Below are 20,441 nucleotides of genomic sequence, written 5' to 3'. Positions count from 1 at the left end.
TTTTTCTTGTTCAGAGGGATGCGCCGGGCACGCTCAGAGGCTCGCGACGTTCTTGCCAGCCAATGCCTGCTGGATGCCGCGATTCATGCGCTGGGCCGCAAAACCTTCGGTGCCTTTGGCCAGTGCATCGGTCGCGGCTTCGATGACAGCGGCATCATCGGCATCGCGCTGGTGGCGCAGGGCCACCATCAAGGCATCGATGGCGGCGCGCTCCTTGGGGCTGAGCACATCGCCATCCGCATCCAACGCACTCTGGGTGGCGATCAGCATACGGTCGGCATCCACGCGCGCCTCGACCACGGCGCGGGCCTTCATGTCCTGCGCGGCAGTGGCAAACCCGTCCTGCAGCATGCGCGCAATCTGGTCATCGGAGAGACCATACGACGGCTTCACATCAATGCGCGCTTCCACACCGCTGCCCTGCTCCTTCGCACTCACACTCAAAAGTCCATCGGCGTCGACGGTAAAGGTCACACGGATGCGAGCAGCCCCTGCGGCCATGGGCGGGATGCCACGCAGCTCAAAACGCGCGAGGCTGCGGCAGTCTTGCACCAGGTCGCGTTCGCCCTGCACCACATGGATCGCCAAGGCGGTCTGACCATCCTTGTACGTGGTGAAGTCCTGCGCCTTGGCGGTGGGAATGGTCTCGTTGCGCGCCACGATGCGCTCCACCAGCCCGCCCATGGTTTCGATGCCCAGCGACAGCGGAATCACATCGAGCAGCAGCAGATCACCTGAGGTGTTGTTGCCCGCCAGCTGGTTAGCCTGGATGGCGGCGCCCAAGGCTACGACTTCATCGGGATTGAGGTTGATCAGCGGCGGCTTGCCGAAGAACTCCTCCACGGCGCGCTGCACTTGCGGCATGCGGGTGGAACCACCCACCATCACCACGCCTTGCACCTCGTCCCGTGCCAGATGGGCATCACGCAGCGCACGGCGCACTGCGGCCATGGAGCGTGCCGTCAAGTCGGCTGTGATCGCTTCAAAGTCCGACCGTTTGACGTCAAATCGGGCCTCAGCGCTTGATAGTAAGGCGCTGAATGCTGCCAAATCAGTAGCAGTCAAGGCCTCCTTGCAGGCGCGTGCAGCCATGCGCACGGCGGATTTGTCGGCTGCAGTGGTCGCCTGCAGCCCTAGCTGTTGCAGGACCCAGTCAGCCAGCGCGGCATCGTAGTCATCCCCGCCCAAGGCCGAGTCACCCCCCGTGGAAATGACTTCAAACACGCCCTGCGTCAGGCGCAAGATCGAGATGTCAAAGGTGCCTCCGCCCAGGTCGTATACGGCATAGACCCCCTCGCTGGCGTTGTCCAGGCCATAGGCAATCGCGGCAGCGGTGGGCTCGTTGATCAGGCGCAGCAGGTTAATACCGGCAAGCTTGGCCGCATCCTTGGTGGCCTGGCGCTGCGCGTCGTCAAAGTAGGCCGGCACGGTGATGACGGCGCCATAGAGATCGTCGTTGAAGGTGTCTTCGGCCCGGTAGCGCAGCGTGGCCAGAATCTCAGCGCTGACCTCAACGGGCGACTTGTTGCCATCCACCGTAGCGAGACTGACCATACCGCCCTCGTCACTATCGGCAGCAACCACGAAGTCGTAGGGCAACTTGCCCGCTTCCGCCACGTCTTTCAGGCCACGCCCCATGAAGCGCTTGGCCGAGGCGATGGTGTTGCGCGCATCCTGGGCCTGCGCCGCCACGGCGTCATATCCGATCTGGCGACCACCGTTTTCGAGGTAGCGCACAACGGAGGGCAGCAGCACCCTGCCCTGCGCGTCGGGCAGGCACTCTGCCACGCCATTGCGCACGGCGGCAACCAACGAATGGGTCGTGCCCAGGTCAATGCCCACGGCAATGCGCCGCTGGTGTGGGTCGGGAGATTGGCCGGGTTCGGAAATCTGCAAAAGCGCCATGAAATTTCGGGTCTCAACGTGGTGGAGCCTACCGTCAGATCAGCAAACGATAGAGGCCCCAAGGGGAAGGCAAAACCGCTCTATTGTCCCAGTTGCTCTCGGCGTCGTTCAATGTCGTCGGCAAATCGCGCAATGAACATGAGGGCTCTGACCTGGCGGGCCGCGCCCGCGTAGTCCTGCTGCTGGTCGATGAGTTGCTCGCACTGCGCCAGCGCGGCGCTGCGGGCCTGCGCGACAGCGTCATCCAAGGTGTCGAGTTCGCTCTCTGCGCGGGCATCTTCCAAAGCCTCGCGCCACTCCATCTGCTGCATCAAAAACGCAGTGGGCATGGCCGTGTTGTCCTCGGCATTGATGGGGGCTGCGTGCAGTTCGCACAGGTAGGCCGCACGGCGCATTGGATCTTTCAGGCGTTGGTAAGCCTCGTTGATGCGCACGGACCACTGCATGGCCACGCGTTGCGCCGCCGCACCCTGCGCCGCGAATTTGTCGGGGTGGGCTTCGCGCTGCAGTTCCTTCCAGCGCGCATCGATGGCGCTGCGCTCCTGGGCAAAGCGGCGCGCAATGCCAAACAATTCAAAGTCGTCAGATTGCAGGTTCATGCGCTAGTAGGCTGAATGCGGAAATCCAAGAAAAAACCGCCAGCACGCGACGCGATGGCGGTTCGACGGCGCGAAAGCAGCTGGTGATCAAACGCGGAAACTCTCCCCACAACCGCAGCGGTCACGCTCGTTGGGGTTGTTGAACTTGAAGCCTTCATTGAGACCCTCGCGCACAAAGTCCAGCTCGGTGCCGTCGATGTAGGCCAGGCTCTTGGGGTCAATCAGCACTTTGACACCGTGGTTCTCGAACACGATGTCCTCAGGCTCGCTGTCGTCCACATATTCGAGCTTGTAGGCAAGCCCGGAGCAGCCGGTCGTCTTGACTCCCAGGCGCACTCCCAGGCCCTTGCCTCGGCGGGACAAGTAGCGGTTGACGTGCCGTGCAGCGGCTTCTGTCAGCGTAATGGCCATGTCTCTCGATCTATTTATCTGTCAAATCAGGCAGCGGCAGTTGCAGTGGCTGCGTGCTTGGTCTTGTAGTCGAGCACAGCAGCCTTGATGGCATCTTCAGCCAGGATGGAGCAATGGATCTTGACGGGCGGCAGGGCCAGCTCTTCAGCGATCTCGCTGTTCTTGAGGGCTGCCGCTTCGTCCAGCGTTTTGCCCTTGACCCATTCAGTCACCAGCGAAGACGAGGCGATGGCCGAGCCACAGCCGTAGGTCTTGAAGCGCGCGTCTTCAATCACGCCGGTCTCGGGGTTCACCTTGATCTGCAGCTTCATCACGTCGCCGCAGGCGGGCGCGCCCACCATGCCGGTGCCCACCGAATCGTCGCCCTTGTCGAACGAACCCACATTGCGGGGGTTTTCGTAATGGTCAACCACTTTTTCTGAGTAAGCCATGATGTGTACCTCTTCAATTCTTCCAAAATCTTCAGGAAATCAGTGCGCAGCCCACTGGATGGTGCTGATGTCGATGCCGTCCTTGTACATCTCCCACAGTGGGCTCAATTCGCGCAGGCGGGCCACGTTCTCGCGGATGGTGGAGATGGCGTAGTCGATCTCTTCTTCGGTCGTGAAACGGCCGATGGTCATCCGCAGGCTGCTGTGCGCCAGCTCATCGCTGCGGCCCAGGGCGCGCAACACGTAGCTGGGCTCCAGACTGGCGGATGTGCAGGCAGAACCCGACGACACCGCTAGGCCCTTGATGCCCATGATGAGCGATTCGCCTTCGACGAAGTTGAAGCTCATGTTCAGGTTCTGCGGCACGCGGCGCTCCATGCTGCCGTTGATGAACACCTGTTCAATGTCCTTCAAGCCATCGAGCAAGCGCTGCTGCAAGGCATGGGCCTTGGCATTGCTCTCGGCCATTTCTTCTTTGGCGATGCGAAAGGCTTCACCCATGCCCACGATCTGGTGCGTGGGCAAGGTGCCCGAACGCATGCCACGCTCGTGACCACCGCCGTGCATCTGCGCTTCCAGCCGAACACGAGGTTTGCGTCGCACATACAGCGCGCCAACGCCCTTGGGTCCGTAGGTCTTGTGCGCGGTCATGCTCATCAGATCGATGGGCAGCACGTTCATGTCGATTTCGACCCGGCCTGTGGCTTGGGCGGCATCCACGTGCAGCAGGATGCCCTTTTCACGGCACAGCGCGCCGATAGCAGGGATGTCCTGGATCACGCCGATTTCGTTGTTCACGAACAGGATGCTGATCAGTACCGTATCGGGGCGGATGGCGGCCTTCAGGGCATCCATGTTGACCAGACCGTCTTCCTGCACATCCAGATAAGTGGCTTCAAAACCCTGCCGCTCCAGCTCACGCATGGTGTCCAGCACGGCCTTGTGCTCGGTCTTGAGCGTAATGAGGTGCTTGCCCTTGCCTTTGTAGAAGTGCGCTGCACCCTTCAAGGCCAGGTTGATGGATTCGGTAGCGCCGCTGGTCCACACGATTTCACGCGGGTCCGCACCGATCAAGTCTGCCACCTGCACCCGCGCCTTTTCAACCGCTTCTTCAGCCTCCCAGCCCCAGGCATGACTGCGCGACGCCGGGTTGCCGAAGTGTTCACGCAACCAGGGAATCATGGCATCGACCACACGGGGGTCCACGGGGGTGGTGGCGCCGTAGTCGAGATAGATGGGGAAGTGCGGGGTCATGTCCATGGCTGGCTCAGTAGTGGTTGCTGGCTGGCAAACGCAATAAGAAACAAAAACGGGTTCAAAAACTGTTCAGGGCGGTGCCGACCCCAGGGTCGACACAAGCCCTTGGGCTATCAGGATTTGGCGAAAACGTTGCCCAGCGCGAACACGGAGTTCGGAGCATTCACGCGGATCGGCTTGACCACCGGGGTCGTCGAAATGGCACGGCGTACCACCGGCTTGTCTTCGATCTGCACGCCCTTGGCAATCTGTTCGTCCACCAGCTTTTGCAGAGTGACGGAATCCAGAAACTCGACCATGCGTTGGTTGAGCGATGCCCACAGCTCATGCGTCATGCAGCGGCCAGCTTCGCCCAGGCAGTTTTCCTTGCCACCGCACTGTGTGGCGTCAATGGGCTCATCCACCGAGACAATGATGTCGGCCACGGTGATGTCGCCCGCCTTGCGGGCCAGGGTATAACCGCCACCGGGGCCACGGGTCGATTCGACCAGTTCATGGCGGCGAAGCTTGCCGAAAAGCTGCTCCAGGTACGACAGCGAGATCTGCTGGCGCTGGCTGATGGCCGCGAGGGTGACTGGGCCATTGTTCTGGCGCAGGGCCAGATCAATCATGGCGGTGACCGCAAAACGGCCTTTGGTTGTGAGACGCATCGCAAGCTCCTTGTGCTAAGGCTTGTTCGTTGTAGAAACCGCCTGCACTGACTGTTGGTCAGCAAGGCACCGTCTCCGCCCCTTACTCCGAACAGTCGCCTGCCACGGAGCCCTTCATCGCTGGGCTGTTTTCTTGAGTATTTTGTGCGAGTATAACACAAATCCCTATCGAATCTGTCGGGTTAAAAAACCAACTAGTTTTTAATTGACCCAATAGTTATTTCCGATTGTTCTCTCGCCCATTACAAGGCCACCGAATCATTGCCATGCGCACCAAATGCCTGGTCCTTGAGCCGCGTGAGCTGGTCGCGCACCCGGGCGGCCTGCTCGAACTCCAGATTGCGGGCGTGTTCCAGCATGAGTTTTTCCAGCCGCTTGATCTCGCGCGCCACGTCTTTCTCTGACATGTCCTCCACCTTGGCGCGCTGCAGGGCTTCCTGCTCCAGCCGTTCTGCGTCCTTACCGGCCTTTTCGCTGTAAACCCCGTCAATCAGGTCTCTTACCCGCTTGACAATGCTGCGCGGCGTGATTCCGTGGGCCTCGTTGTGTGCGATCTGCTTGACGCGCCGACGTTCCGTCTCGCCCATGGCTTTTTTCATGGAGTCGGTGATGCGGTCCGCATAGAGGATGGCCCGGCCATTGAGGTTCCGCGCCGCACGGCCGATGGTCTGGATCAGGCTGCGCTCGGCCCGCAGGAAGCCTTCCTTGTCCGCATCCAGGATCGCCACCAGGGACACTTCGGGAATATCCAGGCCTTCGCGCAGCAGGTTGATGCCCACCAGCACGTCAAAGGCGCCCAGGCGCAGGTCGCGGATGATCTCCACCCGCTCCACCGTGTCCACGTCGCTGTGCAGGTAGCGCACCTTCACGCCGTTGTCCGTCAGGTAGTCGGTCAACTGTTCAGCCATGCGCTTGGTAAGTGTAGTAATGAGTACGCGCTCATGCTTTTCGACACGAATGCGTATTTCTTGCAGCACATCATCCACCTGATGGGTGGCGGGACGTACTTCCACCTCGGGGTCCACCAGTCCGGTGGGGCGCACCACCTGGTCGACGATCTGGCCGGAGTGTGTGCGCTCGTAGTCTGCCGGCGTGGCGGTGACAAAGATGACCTGCCGCATACGCTGTTCGAACTCCTCGAATTTGAGCGGCCTGTTGTCCAGCGCCGAGGGCAGGCGAAAGCCATACTCGACCAGCGTGGTCTTGCGCGAGCGGTCGCCGCTGTACATGGCATTGAGCTGGCCGATCATCTGATGGCTTTCGTCCAGGAACATCAGAGCGTTCTTGGGCATGTAGTCGGTCAGCGTGCTGGGCGGGTCGCCGGGCGCGGCGCCCGACAGGTGGCGCGTGTAGTTCTCGATGCCCTTGCAGTGCCCTACTTCGCTGAGCATCTCCAGGTCAAAGCGCGTGCGCTGCTCCAGCCGCTGCGCCTCCACCAGCTTGCCGTCGGCCAGCAACTGTTTGAGGCGCTCGGCCAGTTCGACCTTGATGGTCTCCACCGCTGCCAGCACCTTGTCGCGTGGCGTGACGTAGTGGCTGCTCGGGTACACCGTGAAACGCGGGATCTTCTGCTTAACCCGGCCCGTGAGCGGGTCAAACAGCTGCAGGCTCTCGATCTCGTCGTCAAACAGCTCGATGCGCACGGCCAGCTCGGAATGCTCGGCCGGAAACACATCAATGGTGTCGCCCCGCACGCGGAACTTGCCGCGCGAAAAATCAGCCTCATTGCGCTGGTATTGCATGCGTATCAGCTGTGCGATTACGTCGCGCTGGCCCAGCTTGTCACCGGTGCGCAGCGTCATCACCATGCGGTGGTAACTCTCGGGCTCGCCGATGCCGTAGATGGCCGACACCGTGGCCACGATGACCACATCCGTACGCTCCATGAGGCTCTTGGTGCACGAAAGCCGCATCTGCTCGATGTGCTCGTTGATGGCGCTGTCCTTCTCGATGAACAGGTCGCGCTGCGGCACATACGCCTCGGGCTGGTAGTAGTCGTAGTAGCTCACGAAATACTCCACGGCGTTCTTGGGGAAGAATTCGCGGAACTCGCTGTACAGCTGCGCGGCCAGCGTCTTGTTGGGCGCGAAGATGATCGCCGGGCGCCCCATGCGGGCGATCACATTGGCCATGGTGAAGGTCTTGCCAGAGCCCGTCACCCCCAGCAGCGTCTGGAAGGTTTCCCCATCGTTCAAACCTTCCACCAGCTTGTTGATGGCCTCGGGCTGGTCGCCGGCCGGTGGGTACGGCTGGAACAGTTCGAAGGGGGAGTTGGGGAAATGGACGAACTCGCCGTCTTGCTTTTCCGTTATGACTTCTGTGAGATCCGGCATAGGTGCGGTCAACGATTGGTAGAGGCAGGCCGTTAAAATCGGCCGAACCCGGCACAGTACACCACGCCCGGATTCTTCGCTACTGACAACCTTTCAAGGATTTTCATGTCTCTGTTCACCGCCGTCGAAATGGCCCCCCGCGACCCCATCCTGGGCCTCAACGAGCAATTCAACGCCGACACCAAACCCAACAAGGTCAACCTGGGCGTCGGCGTTTATTTCGACGACAACGGCAAGCTGCCCCTGCTGCAATGCGTGCAGGCGGCAGAAAAGACCATGATGTCCACCCCCACGGCCCGTGGCTACCTGCCCATCGACGGCATCGTGGCTTACGACAACGCCGTGAAGGCTTTGGTGTTCGGCGCGGACAGCGAACCCGTCACCTCGGGCCGCGTGGCTACCGTGCAAGCGGTGGGTGGCACGGGCGGCCTGAAGATCGGCGCTGACTTCCTCAAGAAACTCAGCCCCAATGCCAAGGTGCTGATCTCCGACCCCAGCTGGGAAAATCACCGCGCACTGTTCACCAACGCCGGTTTTGAAGTCGATACCTACACGTACTACGACGCGGAAAAGCGTGGCGTGAACTTTGAAGGCATGCTCGCCAGCCTGAACGCTGCAGCTCCCGGCACCATCGTTGTGCTGCACGCCTGCTGCCACAACCCCACGGGCTACGACATCACCCCCGAGCAGTGGGACCAAGTGATTGCGGCCGTCAAGGCCAAGGACCTGACGCCCTTCCTCGACATGGCCTACCAAGGCTTTGGCCACGGCATCGCCGAAGACGGTGCCGTGATCGGCAAGTTCGTGGCTGCAGGCCTCAACTTCTTTGTCTCTACCTCGTTCAGCAAGAGCTTCAGCCTCTACGGTGAGCGCGTGGGCGGCCTGTCCGTGCTGTGCGCCGACAAGGAAGAAGCTTCGCGCGTGCTGAGCCAGCTCAAGATCGTGATCCGCACCAACTACTCCAACCCACCCATCCACGGTGGCGCAGTGGTGGCTGCCGTGCTGAACAACCCTGAGCTGCGCGCGATGTGGGAGAAGGAACTGGGCGAGATGCGCGTGCGCATCAAGGCCATGCGCCAGAAGCTGGTGGACGGTCTCAAGGCTGCGGGTGTGAAGCAAGACATGAGCTTCATCACCACCCAGATCGGCATGTTCAGCTACTCCGGCCTGTCCAAGGACCAGATGGTGCGCCTGCGCAATGAGTTCGGCGTGTACGGTACCGACACCGGCCGCATGTGTGTGGCAGCCCTGAACAGCAAGAACATCGACTACGTCTGCCAGGCGATTGCAAAAGTGGTCTAACCCCCTGAGTCGCTGACGCGCCTTCCCCCTTTCTCTCGATTTGCTGCGCAATTCGGGAAGGGGGACGCAGCCAGCGCGGCGGGGCGGCCCTTGCGCAGCTACCTCGCGCCGGTCGCGCTTGCTCGAAAGACAGTGGCGATGCGCGATCCGTGGAAGTCCCCTTGATTCACGCTTCTGATCTTCAGCGCCGCTTTGTGAGCGAAGCGCTCCAGAACCCGCACAACGCGGCCCTTCTGGAGCGCTTGCCTTTTCTGGGCTTGCCCGACGCCTGGTTGGTGGCGGGTTGCCTGTTCCAGACGGTGTGGAATCTGCACTCCGGCGTGGCGCCCACGGCGAACATCAAGGACTACGACCTGTTCTACTTCGACGGCAACGACTTGTCCGAATCGGCAGAGCAGCAGGTGCAAGCCCAAGTCGCCGCCCTCTTCGCCGACCTGCCCATCACCGTGGAAGCCAAGAACCAGGCCCGCGTGCATCTCTGGTACGAACGCTGGTTTGGCTACCCGTATGCGCCACTGCAATCAGCCCGCAACGGGATCGAGCGTTTTCTGGTGCCCTGCACCTGCGTCGGGCTGCAACCTGCTGACAACCTGAGCGTCAACGAGTCCACCCTGTACGCGCCCTACGGGCTGGAAGAACTGTACGCAGGACTGCTCAAACCCAACGCCGCATGCCCGCATCTACCGCTGTTCCAGGCCAAGGCTGAAAGCTATCGAGAACGCTGGCCGTGGCTGACGATCCGGGCCACCGCCTGATCGGCAAAGCCGCCAATTTTTTACGTCTTTTGATCCCTAGCGCTTGATGCAAAAGCGCTGGCAGCTATCAAAATAGAAGCATCCGGCGCTATTCTGCATCACCCCCACAGCACCGACCGCATCGAGATCGACGCCGACTGGTAACCCGTATTGAAGAATCGCGGCATCTCGCTGGGCAAAACAGCTCCTGCTGCGTACAGCAGCGGCAGATAGTGCTCGTGCGTGGGGTGCGCCTGCTGGGCCACCGCACCCAGTTTCTGGAAGTCCTGCAGGGCGCCCAACTGGCCCTTCTTGATCTGCTCCTGAACCACGGCGTCGAACTCGGTGGCCCAGTCATACGCTTCGTTGGCGGCCGAGCCACGGCGGGATGCGCGCAGGTTGTGCACGATGTTGCCGCTGCCCACGATGAGCACACCCCGCTCGCGCAAGGCCTTGAGCTGCTGGCCCAGCGCATAGTGCTCGGCCGGGGCGCGGCTGTAGTCCATGCTGAGCTGCATCACCGGGATCCGAGCCTGGGGGAACATGGGCTTGAGCACCGACCAGGTACCATGGTCCAGGCCCCATTCACCTTCGTCCACACCCAGTGCCCCGCCGGTAGCGGGCGACTTCAGTTCGGCCGCCAGACTGCGCGCCACCTGCGGCGCACCGGGCGCGGGATATTGCTGGTCGAACAGCGCCTGCGGAAAGCCGCCGAAGTCGTGGATCGTCTTGGGGTTGGCCATGCCCGTCAGCTGCCAGCCGCCACGTGTGAGCCAGTGGGCCGACACACACAGGATGAGCTGCGGCTGCACCGCGCGTGCCATCAGCTCCGCGCCCATGGCCTGCCAGCTGCGGCGCCAGGCGTTGTCTTCGATGGCGTTCATGGGGCTGCCGTGGCCCACAAACAGCACGGGCATGCGGGGCGAGGGCTTGAGCGCCTGCAGCGCGGTCGCTGTGGCGGCGCTGCTCAGGGACGTGGTCATGAAAGCTCCCGGAAAGGCGGCCAGGCCCGTGAGGGCGGCCAAAGAGGTTCTGCGTTGCATGGGTCGGGGAGCGTAACAAATTATGTATAACGCGGGGAGTGAGCCCGCGCGCCCCCTTGAAGTTCCAGCGCCGCGCCTTCTCCTTCCATTCAAAACCACAACACCGAGACAACCCCACACCCATGACAACTGCCCTGCCCCAGCCCCTGCGCAACGTTCGCGTACTGAGTCTCGCGCTCAACCTGCCCGGCCCTGCCGCCCTGATGCGCTGCGCGCGCATGGGGGCCGACTGCACCAAGCTTGAACCCCCGCCCGCCCCGGGCCACCCCAGCGCCGACCCCATGGGCATCTACAGCCCGGCGGCCTATGCCACGCTGCACAGCGGAGTGCGCGTGGTGCATGCCCACCTCAAGACGGCAGAAGGCCAGGCCGCGCTGCACGAGGAGCTGGCCCGCACCGATGTACTGATCACCTCGTTTCGCCCCTCGGCGCTCACCAAGCTGGGCCTCTCCTGGGAGGCGCTGCAATCGAAATACCCGCGCCTGTCGCTGGTGCGCATCGTGGGCGCTGCGGCCGAGCGTGCCGAAGAACCCGGCCATGACCTCACCTACCTGGCCGATGCCGGGCTGGTCACCGGCACCGAGATGCCCCCCACCCTGTACGCCGACATGGGCGGCGCCCTGATGGCCAGCGAGGCCGTGCTGCAGGCCCTGCTGGAGCGTGGCCACACGGGCAGCGGCGTGTGCATCGAAGTCGCCCTGGCCGACGCCGCCGCCTGGCTGGCCCAGCCGCGCGACTGGGGCCTGACCACCCCCGAGGGCGACGTGGGCGGCAACCACGCGGGCTACCGCATCTACCCCTGCGCCGACGGCCGTGTTGCCGTGGCTGCGCTGGAACCCCACTTTGCCGCCAGCCTGTGCGCCGCCGCAGGCCTGCCCGCCACGGGCGACCCGCAGGTGCTGCGCGCCCCTGCCACGCACGCGGCCGTGGCAGCCTTCCTGCGCACGCAAACCCGCGCGCAACTCGATGCGCTCGCGGTGGCGCAGGACATTCCCTTGCACACCCTGGTTTGAGAATCCCGTTTACCGATGCAGAAACAAGGCACCGTCATCCGCTGGGACGCCACCCGCGCCTTCGGCTTCATCCGCAACCCGGACACATCCGCCGATGTGTTCTTTCATGTGCGAGACTACCGGGGCGCCACCCCGCCGCGCGAAGGGCTCGCCGTGGTGTACGAGGAAATTCATGTCGGCGGAAAAGGACCACGGGCCATGGCAGTGCTGCCTGCGGCCCAGCAAGGGGGCGCATCCCCGTCCCGCCCAGCGGCCACATCAACCCCTCAGCGGAGACGACACGAACCGTCGCAGCGGACGACCCAACCCCAGGCTCAACGCCGCCGGCGCCCTGCAGAGTCCAGTGGCCCACCCACCCCCGCCGGTCCGGCGATGGTGTTGATGCTGGGCTGGGTGGTGCTGCTGGCATGGGGCTTCTGGGCGGGCCGACTCCCATGGTGGGTGTTGGGGGCGGCCCTGGCCGTCAACCTCCTGACGTTTCTGGTCTATGCCATCGACAAAAGCGCCGCGCAAAACGGCCAGTGGCGCACCAAAGAGAGCCATCTGCACCTGCTGAGCCTGGCAGGCGGCTGGCCGGGTGCTTGGTTTGCGCAGCAATGGCTGCGGCACAAATCCCGCAAGGTGGAGTTTCGCGCCGTCTACTGGGTCACCGTGGTGCTGCATTGCGGGGCGCTCGGGGCCTGGGGTGATCTCACTTTCCGTGCAGAAAACCCGGTTAAGAGCTACGGGTTAACCCGCACTTTTTTATTGTCTGGAATTATCAGTAGCGAATACGTAGACTGCAGCAGGCTTGCGACCACGCCAGCCACGGGAGGACCAGCTTGTCTAGCTACTACCTACGTTTCGTTGGCGCCGATACCCTGCCCAAATCGCTATCTAAGCGGGAAGTCGAAGAGTGCTTTGGGCTGAGCATTGAAGACATCCAGGAGCTGCGCCCGCCCCGGTTCAGAGGGACTGCACGCCTTGGCGCTGCAGTCCAACTGGTCATGCTGCGCGCCACCGGGCGGCACCCCGATGCCTTTTCAGGCCTCCCCTCCGTTTTGCTGCGGTACCTGACCTCAGCGCTTGGTATGCATGCGACGGATATCGCTTCGGTGACCTCGCTGTACAAGGACAAGGACACGCGATACGAGCACCAGCTCTGGGCTCGGGAACGTGTCGGCTTCGCGGTAGTAGACGACACCACCAAGCCGCTCCTGGCAGATGCTTTGGGGGAGCTTTCCGCCTCAGCGGTATCAGTCGATGACCTGATCCAACAGTCAGAACACTGGCTTTTTGATCGACGGCTCGTCCTGCCTGGTGACCGGACACTGCGCGACATGGCGCGCATGGCATTTGCTGAACAGGAGAATGCAGCAATCGCAGCGGTCCGCACCTGTGCGCCACCCAAACAGCTTCAGGCGGCTCTCTCGCACGCATTCTCAAAGCGATCAGGGCCCGGCGGTCACACAGTGCTGGAGTGGCTGCGCACACCCCCAGGGAAGCACGGACAGCTCACGCTGAGCGAGGTCACCAAGAAAATCGAGTGCCTCAAGTCACTGCAAGTTCACAAGTGGAAGCTGTCGGCGATTCCATTGAATCGTCTCAGGGCGTACAGCCAGGAGGTGATCAATCGTCCACCCTCCGCGACGAAGTTTCTCTCTGAGGATCAGCGCGATCTGCGCATCGTCTCTTTCCTGCATGTAACCCTCTTGGATCAGACCGATCTCGCCGCAGACATCGGTGCGCGATGTCTCACGGATCTCTATCACAAGGCCTCTGGCAAGGTACTCAAGAAGCAAGCCGAAAGTGCTGTGGATCTGCGTGCTGAGCGCGTCAAGCTGAAGGACATTCTCTACGACACGCAGTTGACCGATGCTCAGATCGTCGCGGCGATGCGCGACCTGGTGCCCAAGAATGGAGAAAACTTTGCCGGTACGCGGGCTCAATTCGTCCGGGAAACACTGGTGAAAGAACAAGCGCCGCGTATGTCGGCCCTGCTCAATGCCCTCGGAGTCCTTGAGATCAAAGGCGAGGAAACGGACAAGGCGCTCAAGCAGCTCAAGACGCTGCGCGATTTGTCCAAACGCAGCATCAGCAGCCTTCCCGAGGGGTTTGATGTGTCGGTTGCGGACCCAAGCTGGCACTCGCTGCTGGAAGGCCCTGATCGCAAGGTTGCTCTTGCAGCTCTCAAAGCAAGCGCAGCGACTTCTTTGAAGAAAGCGATCAAGGGCGGAAAGCTGTGGCTGGAACACAGCAGCCGCCACCGCAACCGTGCCGATCAGCTGATACCCGAAACGCAGTGGGCCGAAAAGCACAAGTCGCTGATCCGAGCTTTGAGCTTGACGGACAATCCAGATAAGTTCCTGGAGCGCGTGCTGGGACGGGTCAAAGCGGGCATCGGCCAACTGGTGCAGGCCGTGGAGGACGGGGCCTTGACCATAGACAGCCAGGGGCATATTCACATTGCACCGATTCAGGCGCTTGAAGTCGAACCCCAGGTCACCAAGACACGCGAGAGCATGTTCAACATGATCGGCGATGCCCAGCTTGGCAACATGCTGGTCGAGATCGACGCAAAAAGCGGATTTAGCCAGGCTCTGCTAGGCCGCAGGGCCAAAGACATGGCTGAACTGAAGGCCGTCTACGGCGCCCTATACACACACGGAACAGAGAACACTGCCAAAGGTGTATGCGCGATGATCCCAGGCCTGCAGGTGTCTCAGGTCACTATGGCCATGCGTGCAACGGAGGCCAGTGGCCGTTTGCGGGAGGCCAACTCACGGGTCATTGAGTTCCAGCAAAGCATGCCTATTGCCAAACTCTGGGGCCAGGGCGACAAAGCATCCTCTGATTCGATGACGCTCGATACGTCACGGTACCTGCACTCGGCGCGTATGGAATACCGCCGCAAGCAGCATGGTGTTGGCATCTATGTGCACATGCTTGATACCTGGGCACTGTTTCATGACCAGCCTATAGTGATCAATGACCGGCAAGCAGCGCCAGCGGTGGACGGTGTCGAAGCGCACAACTGTTCCCGCCGCGAGGACCAGATCCGACTATCCCTGCTTGCTGTGGACACCCATGGCTACACCAACGCAGCGATGGCCATCGCCAAGTTGCTGGGCTTCGATCTGTGCGTCCGTTTGCGCCAATTGTCGGAACGCAAGATGTTCTTGGCCAGGGGGGACACTGTGCCGGAAGCTTTGGAGCGCCTAACCGTTGGGAAGGTCTCGCTTGGGAAGATCCGAGCCGGATGGATGGACCTGCTGCACCTGGTTGCCTCTATCCGGCAAGGGCGCTTGACAGCTGGAGAAGCTATCGCCCGCCTTGGCAGCGCGGCACGGGGCGATCCCGTGCACGCTGCCGCAGACGAGTTGGGCAAGTTGCTGCGTACGATCTTTTTGTGCGACTACTTCACCATTCCCGAGTTTCGCCGCGAGATGCACGCGTTGCTCAACCGGGGCGAATCTGTACACCAGCTGCAGCGCGCCGTGTACCACGGACGCGTCGGGGTCTCACGCGGGCGCAGGGCTGATGAGTTGCGGGCCATCTCAACAGCGCACACCTTGCTGACCAACGTCGTGATCAGCTGGAACACCATGAAGATGCAAGATGTCGTGGATCGCTGGAAGGTGGCCAAACACCCTATAGATGAAAGCTGGCTGCGCCGCATCGGACCCGTGCACTTCGAGCACGTGAATTTTCGGGGGACGATTGCGTTCGACATGGATCCTTACATCGATGCGCTTGTTGAGCGCCAAGCCAAGCAGCGTGTGGCACGTTTGCAGTGAATCGGTAATTTGAGCCATTACCGAGCGAATAAGCCGGAGTCAAGACTCGTGTCGAAGTCCTTGCACTCACCCACCGTGAGCCCTCGCCCGTGCTTCAAGACGCACTCCTGGACGCGCGCAAGTTTTCAAATGTCAGCTCTTTTTGCGTGCGATTTACCGGGTTAGCAGTTTGCAAACATCAATGAAATCAACAACTTAGAGTTTTGCTTAAAAAATAGGCAACTCTTGTTCCGTGCGATTTACCGGGTTAGCAATTCCGCTCGGTAACGGGGACTTTTCACCCAGCGAAGAGACTGCTCAGTGATCCCCTGAGCGTTGCCGCGAACACGTGACTTCGACCATAGCCTCAATCGGTGGGGCGGATGGCCGCGACGTAGAGCGCCTTTGCACGGATCTGCCCAAGCCACGGCCTTGGCCTCAAGTCCACTCAATCCTGATCGGGCGCTGGCACTTACGCGCAGGGTGCGAACAAGGAACACCTGCGAAGTAGCCTCGTGAACTCGCTCATTTAAAACTTGCCATCCCAGGATTGGCAGATACGATTTTCGTAGACCACAAACTTCTCTGGAGCGATAGATGCGACACCTGCTATCTGTGATGTCAGCCATTGCACTAACTTTTGGCATGGGAATGTTGCAGGCGGCGACTGTTGACCCTGATAGCCTGAAGCGGATGAGAGATGCGGTGAATGAGGAAGGCGAGGTACGAGTGATGATCACCCTACGCCATCAGAAACTTGAAAAATTATCGCAAGAGCAAAAAAATGATAACTTTAAAAAAGATGCAGATGCCATACGCGCATTAAAGGCGGAATTAGGAAACGCAGCATTTACCGAAGGTAGTTGGGAGAGCGAGAGTGGGCAGATCGGGATGTATATAAAAGCAGCAGGAATTAGCATCCTTCAAAATAGTCAGAATGCACTAACCTTTACAATAGATCCCACTGACAAATCGCGCATTACTGCTATGGACCTGGATGGCAGCCTTACAGCCCTCCGGAAAGTTTTGCGCACTAGATCAGAGGTAGATGCCGAAATAATTCTTGGCACTCAGAGTGCGAAGTATCAATTATTGCAAGATGGCTCGACACGTATAACAAATGTCGACGAAGTGATCATTGAGGCCAATTCCCTGATTGAGAAAATTCGGGAAAATTTGCAAAAATCAGGCCGATCCGAATCTACCCTGGCATTGGACAATGCGCTACCAATAAAAATAACGACCTCTATTGACAAGAAAAAGCTGCTCCTCCTGCAAAATCATCCTGATGTACGAGGAATTCGGCCTATCGGCTATCAAGATCCTCGGACCACCTACTGGTCTGCAGGAGCATCCGATATGGCCGAAAAAGAAGGACAGGTAGAGGTAAGCATTTCGTTGCGCGGCGGGGTACTTTTCTCTCCTGACTTAAATTGGAATTCCCGTGGAGGAAAAAATCAGGCAATGGCAAATCGAGAAGCCATGACAAAAATTCTTGCTGATGCCAATATAAAAATGCCACAAAGCGATCCTGTCGGGGATTCGATTGGGTCGTTTCAGATGATTCTTACCAAGGACCAGCTGTCTAGACTCCGCGCAAAAAATGATCCGCGAATTTTGGAGTTGCGTGAAAACCGCCCATTGGGTGTGTCGCAACTACAAAGGAGCATGCCGACAATTAACATGCCTGTTGCATGGGCTTCTGGAAGTAAGGGGAGTGGTGTAGCGATTGCCGTTTTAGATGACGGCATTCGAAAAACTCACGAGATGTTTCTCTTTAACGGTACTACGAAAGTAGTCGGCGAAGATTGTTTTGGATCAAACTCCGGAGGATTTAAGTCTATATGTCCAAACAAGGATTTGTTCGGTGATAGCCCAGCGGGGACGCCAAATGCGGGTGAGCCAAACAGTGATCTCATCGGATGCCAGCTGATTGATCAGCAGCGGTGCGGGCATGGTACGCTAATGGCTTCGGTTGCTGCGGGTCGCGCATCACCAAACGTGGCCAGCGGAATATTGCAAGGGGTTGCACCAGACGCCCAACTCATTTCGATAAATATTTTCTCATATGATCGCATTAATAATAAAAAAACATATTATTTGAACGACTTGGAAAAAGGGCTCTCGTCGGTGCTTCTGAGGGCCGGCGGGGCTACGCCCACCTCGCCTGCAGCACTCGTTGTCAATCTGAGTATCGGCACCGTTGCCAGTTACCCATCCGACTGTGATGCCAATGTCAGCATCGCCATCAGAAATCTTATTCGACAACTTAGGACCGCAGGCGTCCCTGTTATTGCATCAACAGGAAATTACCAGATTCAAACTGCGCTTTCGCATCCTGCCTGTAGTGAATACGCAATAAAAGCTGCTTCTGTGCTAAACGATGAAATTGGATATACGCTCGCGACAAAATCAAATATCGCGGCTTTAAGTCAGTATACGTATCCAATATTTTTGGCGCCTGGGGGAGACGAAAATGCTATTGGTGTCAATGGGGCAGGACGCGTTTCGGATACCGATTTGCTTGCAGGCTGGGGAACATCTCTCGCTGCAGCTCATATCTCTGGTTTTGCAGCCGTCTACAAAAGTACGAATCCCACTCATAGCGTCGATCAGTTCATCGCTTGGGTAAATTCGACCGGCAGTGTCCCTGTCAGCAGCACAATTGCCAGCGGTGTACAAACTTGGCGCAGAATTGCATTCCCGTGAAAGTTCACTGGTTTTTACTGCAGAAGCATTTTGACCAGCAAGGTCGTAGGTCGAGGAGCCGTAGATGGTTGAACATCTGGAAGAAGTTGTGAAAGACCTTGTAGCGAAGCAAGTGGGCTTCTACGTGTTCCATGACAATGCCTCAGGCCAAACCACACTGCATCTCACTTCGACGGATCTGATCCGATACTCGGCTGATCCTGTTGGGTATCTGTCAGAGCACTATGGCGTCAGTCGCGAGGACTACTTGGGTTGGCACCGTTCTGGCTACAAAGTAATCTGCTCTGGCCTCACGAAATCGGGAAAACCATGCAAAGCTACAGTTCCCGGCCTCTCGATAGTGCACAGTCCAGCAGAGTGGGTGCAAGGCAGAGGTGGACGCTGTACTGTCCATAGTTAGAACGCCCCCGCACAACCGTCAAGCTTGGGGCAATCTCGGTTTTGTGTAGAAACGGAAATCAATGGTAGACGAGTCCAGGCGACCGGCTATGTCGCCTATGGACGGCCCAGCCGTCCATAACCTGCTTTCCGAGAGGCTGTACCATGTCATCCCGCTCGGGAGCGGCGCTCACTTTGCTCGGTTTTTCTCACTCCATTCCGACAAGAACTCTGAGACTCCACCAATGCGTTCCAGCGCCCCTGCCACGGCTTCGGGGGTGATCCGTCCTACATCAAGTAGTTGCCCCATTTCATCCTCCCACCGGACGACCCGATTGGTCTGCAGGACCTTGATCATGTCGTCGAACCTCTTGGGTATGGAAATGCGATCTTGGCTACCTAAATACAGGTCGCTCACCGATATTTGGCCGTCCGTCCCTGGGATGTATTTCACGCCAAGCATGGCGATGATCTGAGAAAGCAGATCGTTTTCGTTGCGAAGTCCGCCGACACGCAAGGCGCTCATGAACACTTCATCGACGTTGCTGCCATAGGTGCCTGAAATCAACAGGCAATCATTGCTGAATTCCATCAGCAACTCGGACGGTGTATAGCTCGGCGCAAAAATCATGCGTCGATAACCCTGCTCGTACGCACTCTCGATGGACGGCAAAAACGGAAGTTCTTGGATGACAGGAGGTACCTGCCAGTCCTTGGCGGGAGTCGAGCGATGCCGAGGCATGATGCGTGCGGCTGGTCCTGCATGCTCTGTCATTGCCAAAGAAGCAGCCACCAACTCGATAGCAGCATGGTCATGGACTTCGGAAGACCCGAACAGCAGCAGCCCAGCCGTTCTCCCCTTGACCGCACTCTCCAGAAGACTGAGTACCGAGACGGGGATCGCGTCCAGCGCTGCCTTCCTGCGTGCCAGCTTTAACATCGGACGCTCTCCCGAGAAAGGTCGGCGTAGCTGGAGTTGGCCTTCAGTGGTGACAAGTCCCATCAACGCAGTTTCGCAGTTATCCCCTTCCTCTTGGACTGAATCAACCATCAGCGTCGCATCCTCGAACATAGCTTCTGGTGCTGGTGTGTCAATGAGCACGGCAACCCGGTGCTGTGCCCCCTGAGCGATCAAGCAAGCCATATGCAGGTGACCCGAGCTGTCGCTCCACGACTGCTGGTCCAGCATCAAAGGTCCCACGACGATCAGCGTGCCGCTCGGGACGCGTTGCAGGCCGTTGGACCACAGGCCTCCTTCACCGAGGTCGATGCTGCCCTCCCAATGGTTACCTGCACGTTCGGCGTAAACAAGGGCTCCATCCGTCGCTTCTTCGTAGCTTTCGAGCAGTGCGTCGATGGCTTCTTGCGAATTGGTGATGTAAACACCGGGAACTGGTCCAGTTGGCCAGATCTGTGGCGCTAGCGACTCGGTGTGTGTGCCAGGGGGATTTAAGGCCGCCAGCATCGTCTGCGGCGAAAACTCAAGATCGAATTTCCGTTTGAGCCGGAATACCAAGCGGCCTGCCGACACCTGATCAAGTTTGCAAGCTGCAACTCGATCCGGAAAGGACTGCACTTCAGGCCAGCTGCGCAGGCCCGGTAACGCAGCAATCAAGTCAAGAGACTGGTTGTGACCGATGGAGTGCTGAGATTGCTCCAGCAGGCCGCGCACGCGACCCGCCAGCAGCTTCAACTGCTGAATGTCCATTGTTTTCTCCGGGGCGATATGCCGGTGCACGCGTTGCGGGCCGCCCATGGATAAACAAGGATTGGGTGAGGTCAGCGGGATTTCCGTCTTCGTCGTACTCATGTAGAGCGCGTGCGGCAGGTGACGGTCACCAGCCCAAACTCTACCGCACAAACGCCGGCGAGGAAAGGCGACAATGACTCAAGCGCCCCGTGCCGATTTCACAGAATGAAC

Annotated in this window: 15 protein-coding genes; 6 read left to right on the top strand and 9 right to left on the bottom strand. The window is 59.5% G+C overall.

Annotated elements, in window-relative coordinates; translation table 11 throughout:
* Nucleotides 1-33: 33 nt before the first annotated feature.
* From hscA to uvrB, 7 genes are all read right to left on the bottom strand, one after another.
* Nucleotides 34-1,905, bottom strand: coding sequence for a Fe-S protein assembly chaperone HscA (gene hscA / locus C8C94_RS06185; RefSeq protein WP_121420098.1), 1,872 nt, complete (start codon nt 1,903-1,905; stop codon nt 34-36).
* An 80-nt stretch (nt 1,906-1,985) separates the two neighbouring features.
* Complete coding sequence (gene hscB, locus C8C94_RS06180) at nt 1,986-2,504, bottom strand: Fe-S protein assembly co-chaperone HscB (protein WP_121420097.1); 519 nt, start codon at nt 2,502-2,504, stop codon at nt 1,986-1,988.
* A gap of 87 nt (nt 2,505-2,591) precedes the next feature.
* On the bottom strand, nt 2,592-2,915 hold the full coding sequence (gene iscA / locus C8C94_RS06175; RefSeq protein WP_008904781.1) for an iron-sulfur cluster assembly protein IscA: 324 nt from the start codon (nt 2,913-2,915) through the stop codon (nt 2,592-2,594).
* A gap of 26 nt (nt 2,916-2,941) precedes the next feature.
* Nucleotides 2,942-3,346: a Fe-S cluster assembly scaffold IscU gene (iscU, locus tag C8C94_RS06170; RefSeq protein WP_121420096.1), complete on the bottom strand. Its 405-nt coding sequence runs from the start codon at nt 3,344-3,346 to the stop codon at nt 2,942-2,944.
* Between the two features lie 39 nt (nt 3,347-3,385).
* Complete coding sequence (locus tag C8C94_RS06165; RefSeq protein WP_121420095.1) at nt 3,386-4,606, bottom strand: IscS subfamily cysteine desulfurase; 1,221 nt, start codon at nt 4,604-4,606, stop codon at nt 3,386-3,388.
* Nucleotides 4,607-4,716: 110 nt separating this feature from the next.
* On the bottom strand, nt 4,717-5,253 hold the full coding sequence (gene iscR / locus C8C94_RS06160) for a Fe-S cluster assembly transcriptional regulator IscR (protein WP_008904778.1): 537 nt from the start codon (nt 5,251-5,253) through the stop codon (nt 4,717-4,719).
* A gap of 242 nt (nt 5,254-5,495) precedes the next feature.
* Nucleotides 5,496-7,586, bottom strand: coding sequence for an excinuclease ABC subunit UvrB (gene uvrB, locus C8C94_RS06155; protein ID WP_121420094.1), 2,091 nt, complete (start codon nt 7,584-7,586; stop codon nt 5,496-5,498).
* Between the two features lie 105 nt (nt 7,587-7,691).
* On the opposite strand from uvrB, the gene C8C94_RS06150 reads away from it, so the two are divergent.
* A complete protein-coding gene (locus C8C94_RS06150) occupies nt 7,692-8,888 on the top strand; it encodes an amino acid aminotransferase (protein ID WP_121420093.1) in 1,197 nt (398 codons plus the stop codon).
* 161 nt (nt 8,889-9,049) lie between these two features.
* Nucleotides 9,050-9,643 carry a nucleotidyltransferase family protein gene (locus C8C94_RS06145; protein ID WP_233573414.1) on the top strand — a complete coding sequence of 198 codons (594 nt, stop codon included), beginning with the start codon at nt 9,050-9,052 and terminating at the stop codon, nt 9,641-9,643.
* A 98-nt stretch (nt 9,644-9,741) separates the two neighbouring features.
* On the opposite strand, the gene ygiD is transcribed toward C8C94_RS06145, so the two are convergent.
* Entirely contained in the window at nt 9,742-10,647 is a 906-nt protein-coding gene (ygiD, locus tag C8C94_RS06140) for a 4,5-DOPA dioxygenase extradiol (protein ID WP_121420091.1), read from the bottom strand.
* Between the two features lie 140 nt (nt 10,648-10,787).
* Between ygiD and C8C94_RS06135 the strand changes: the two genes are divergently transcribed.
* From C8C94_RS06135 to C8C94_RS06120, 4 genes are all read left to right on the top strand, one after another.
* Nucleotides 10,788-11,678, top strand: coding sequence for a CoA transferase (locus tag C8C94_RS06135; RefSeq protein ID WP_121420090.1), 891 nt, complete (start codon nt 10,788-10,790; stop codon nt 11,676-11,678).
* A gap of 15 nt (nt 11,679-11,693) precedes the next feature.
* On the top strand, nt 11,694-12,587 hold the full coding sequence (locus C8C94_RS06130) for a cold shock and DUF1294 domain-containing protein (RefSeq protein WP_233573413.1): 894 nt from the start codon (nt 11,694-11,696) through the stop codon (nt 12,585-12,587).
* The gene (locus C8C94_RS06125) at nt 12,500-15,454 is read left to right on the top strand and encodes a Tn3 family transposase (protein WP_158603808.1); all 2,955 of its coding nucleotides are present in this window, start codon (nt 12,500-12,502) and stop codon (nt 15,452-15,454) included. The genes C8C94_RS06130 and C8C94_RS06125 overlap by 88 nt, the downstream gene beginning before the upstream one ends.
* A gap of 597 nt (nt 15,455-16,051) precedes the next feature.
* A complete protein-coding gene (locus C8C94_RS06120) occupies nt 16,052-18,142 on the top strand; it encodes a S8/S53 family peptidase (RefSeq protein ID WP_158603807.1) in 2,091 nt (696 codons plus the stop codon).
* 568 nt (nt 18,143-18,710) lie between these two features.
* Here C8C94_RS06120 and C8C94_RS06115 read toward each other — a convergent pair.
* On the bottom strand, nt 18,711-20,330 hold the full coding sequence (locus C8C94_RS06115) for a hypothetical protein (RefSeq protein ID WP_233573412.1): 1,620 nt from the start codon (nt 20,328-20,330) through the stop codon (nt 18,711-18,713).
* Nucleotides 20,331-20,441: the final 111 nt, after the last annotated feature.

This window comes from Acidovorax sp. 94 (assembly GCF_003634645.1).
Lineage (GTDB): Bacteria > Pseudomonadota > Gammaproteobacteria > Burkholderiales > Burkholderiaceae_C > Acidovorax > Acidovorax facilis.
The sequence above is the reverse complement of the archived record's forward strand: the minus strand, read 5'-3'. Positions and strand labels throughout refer to the sequence as shown.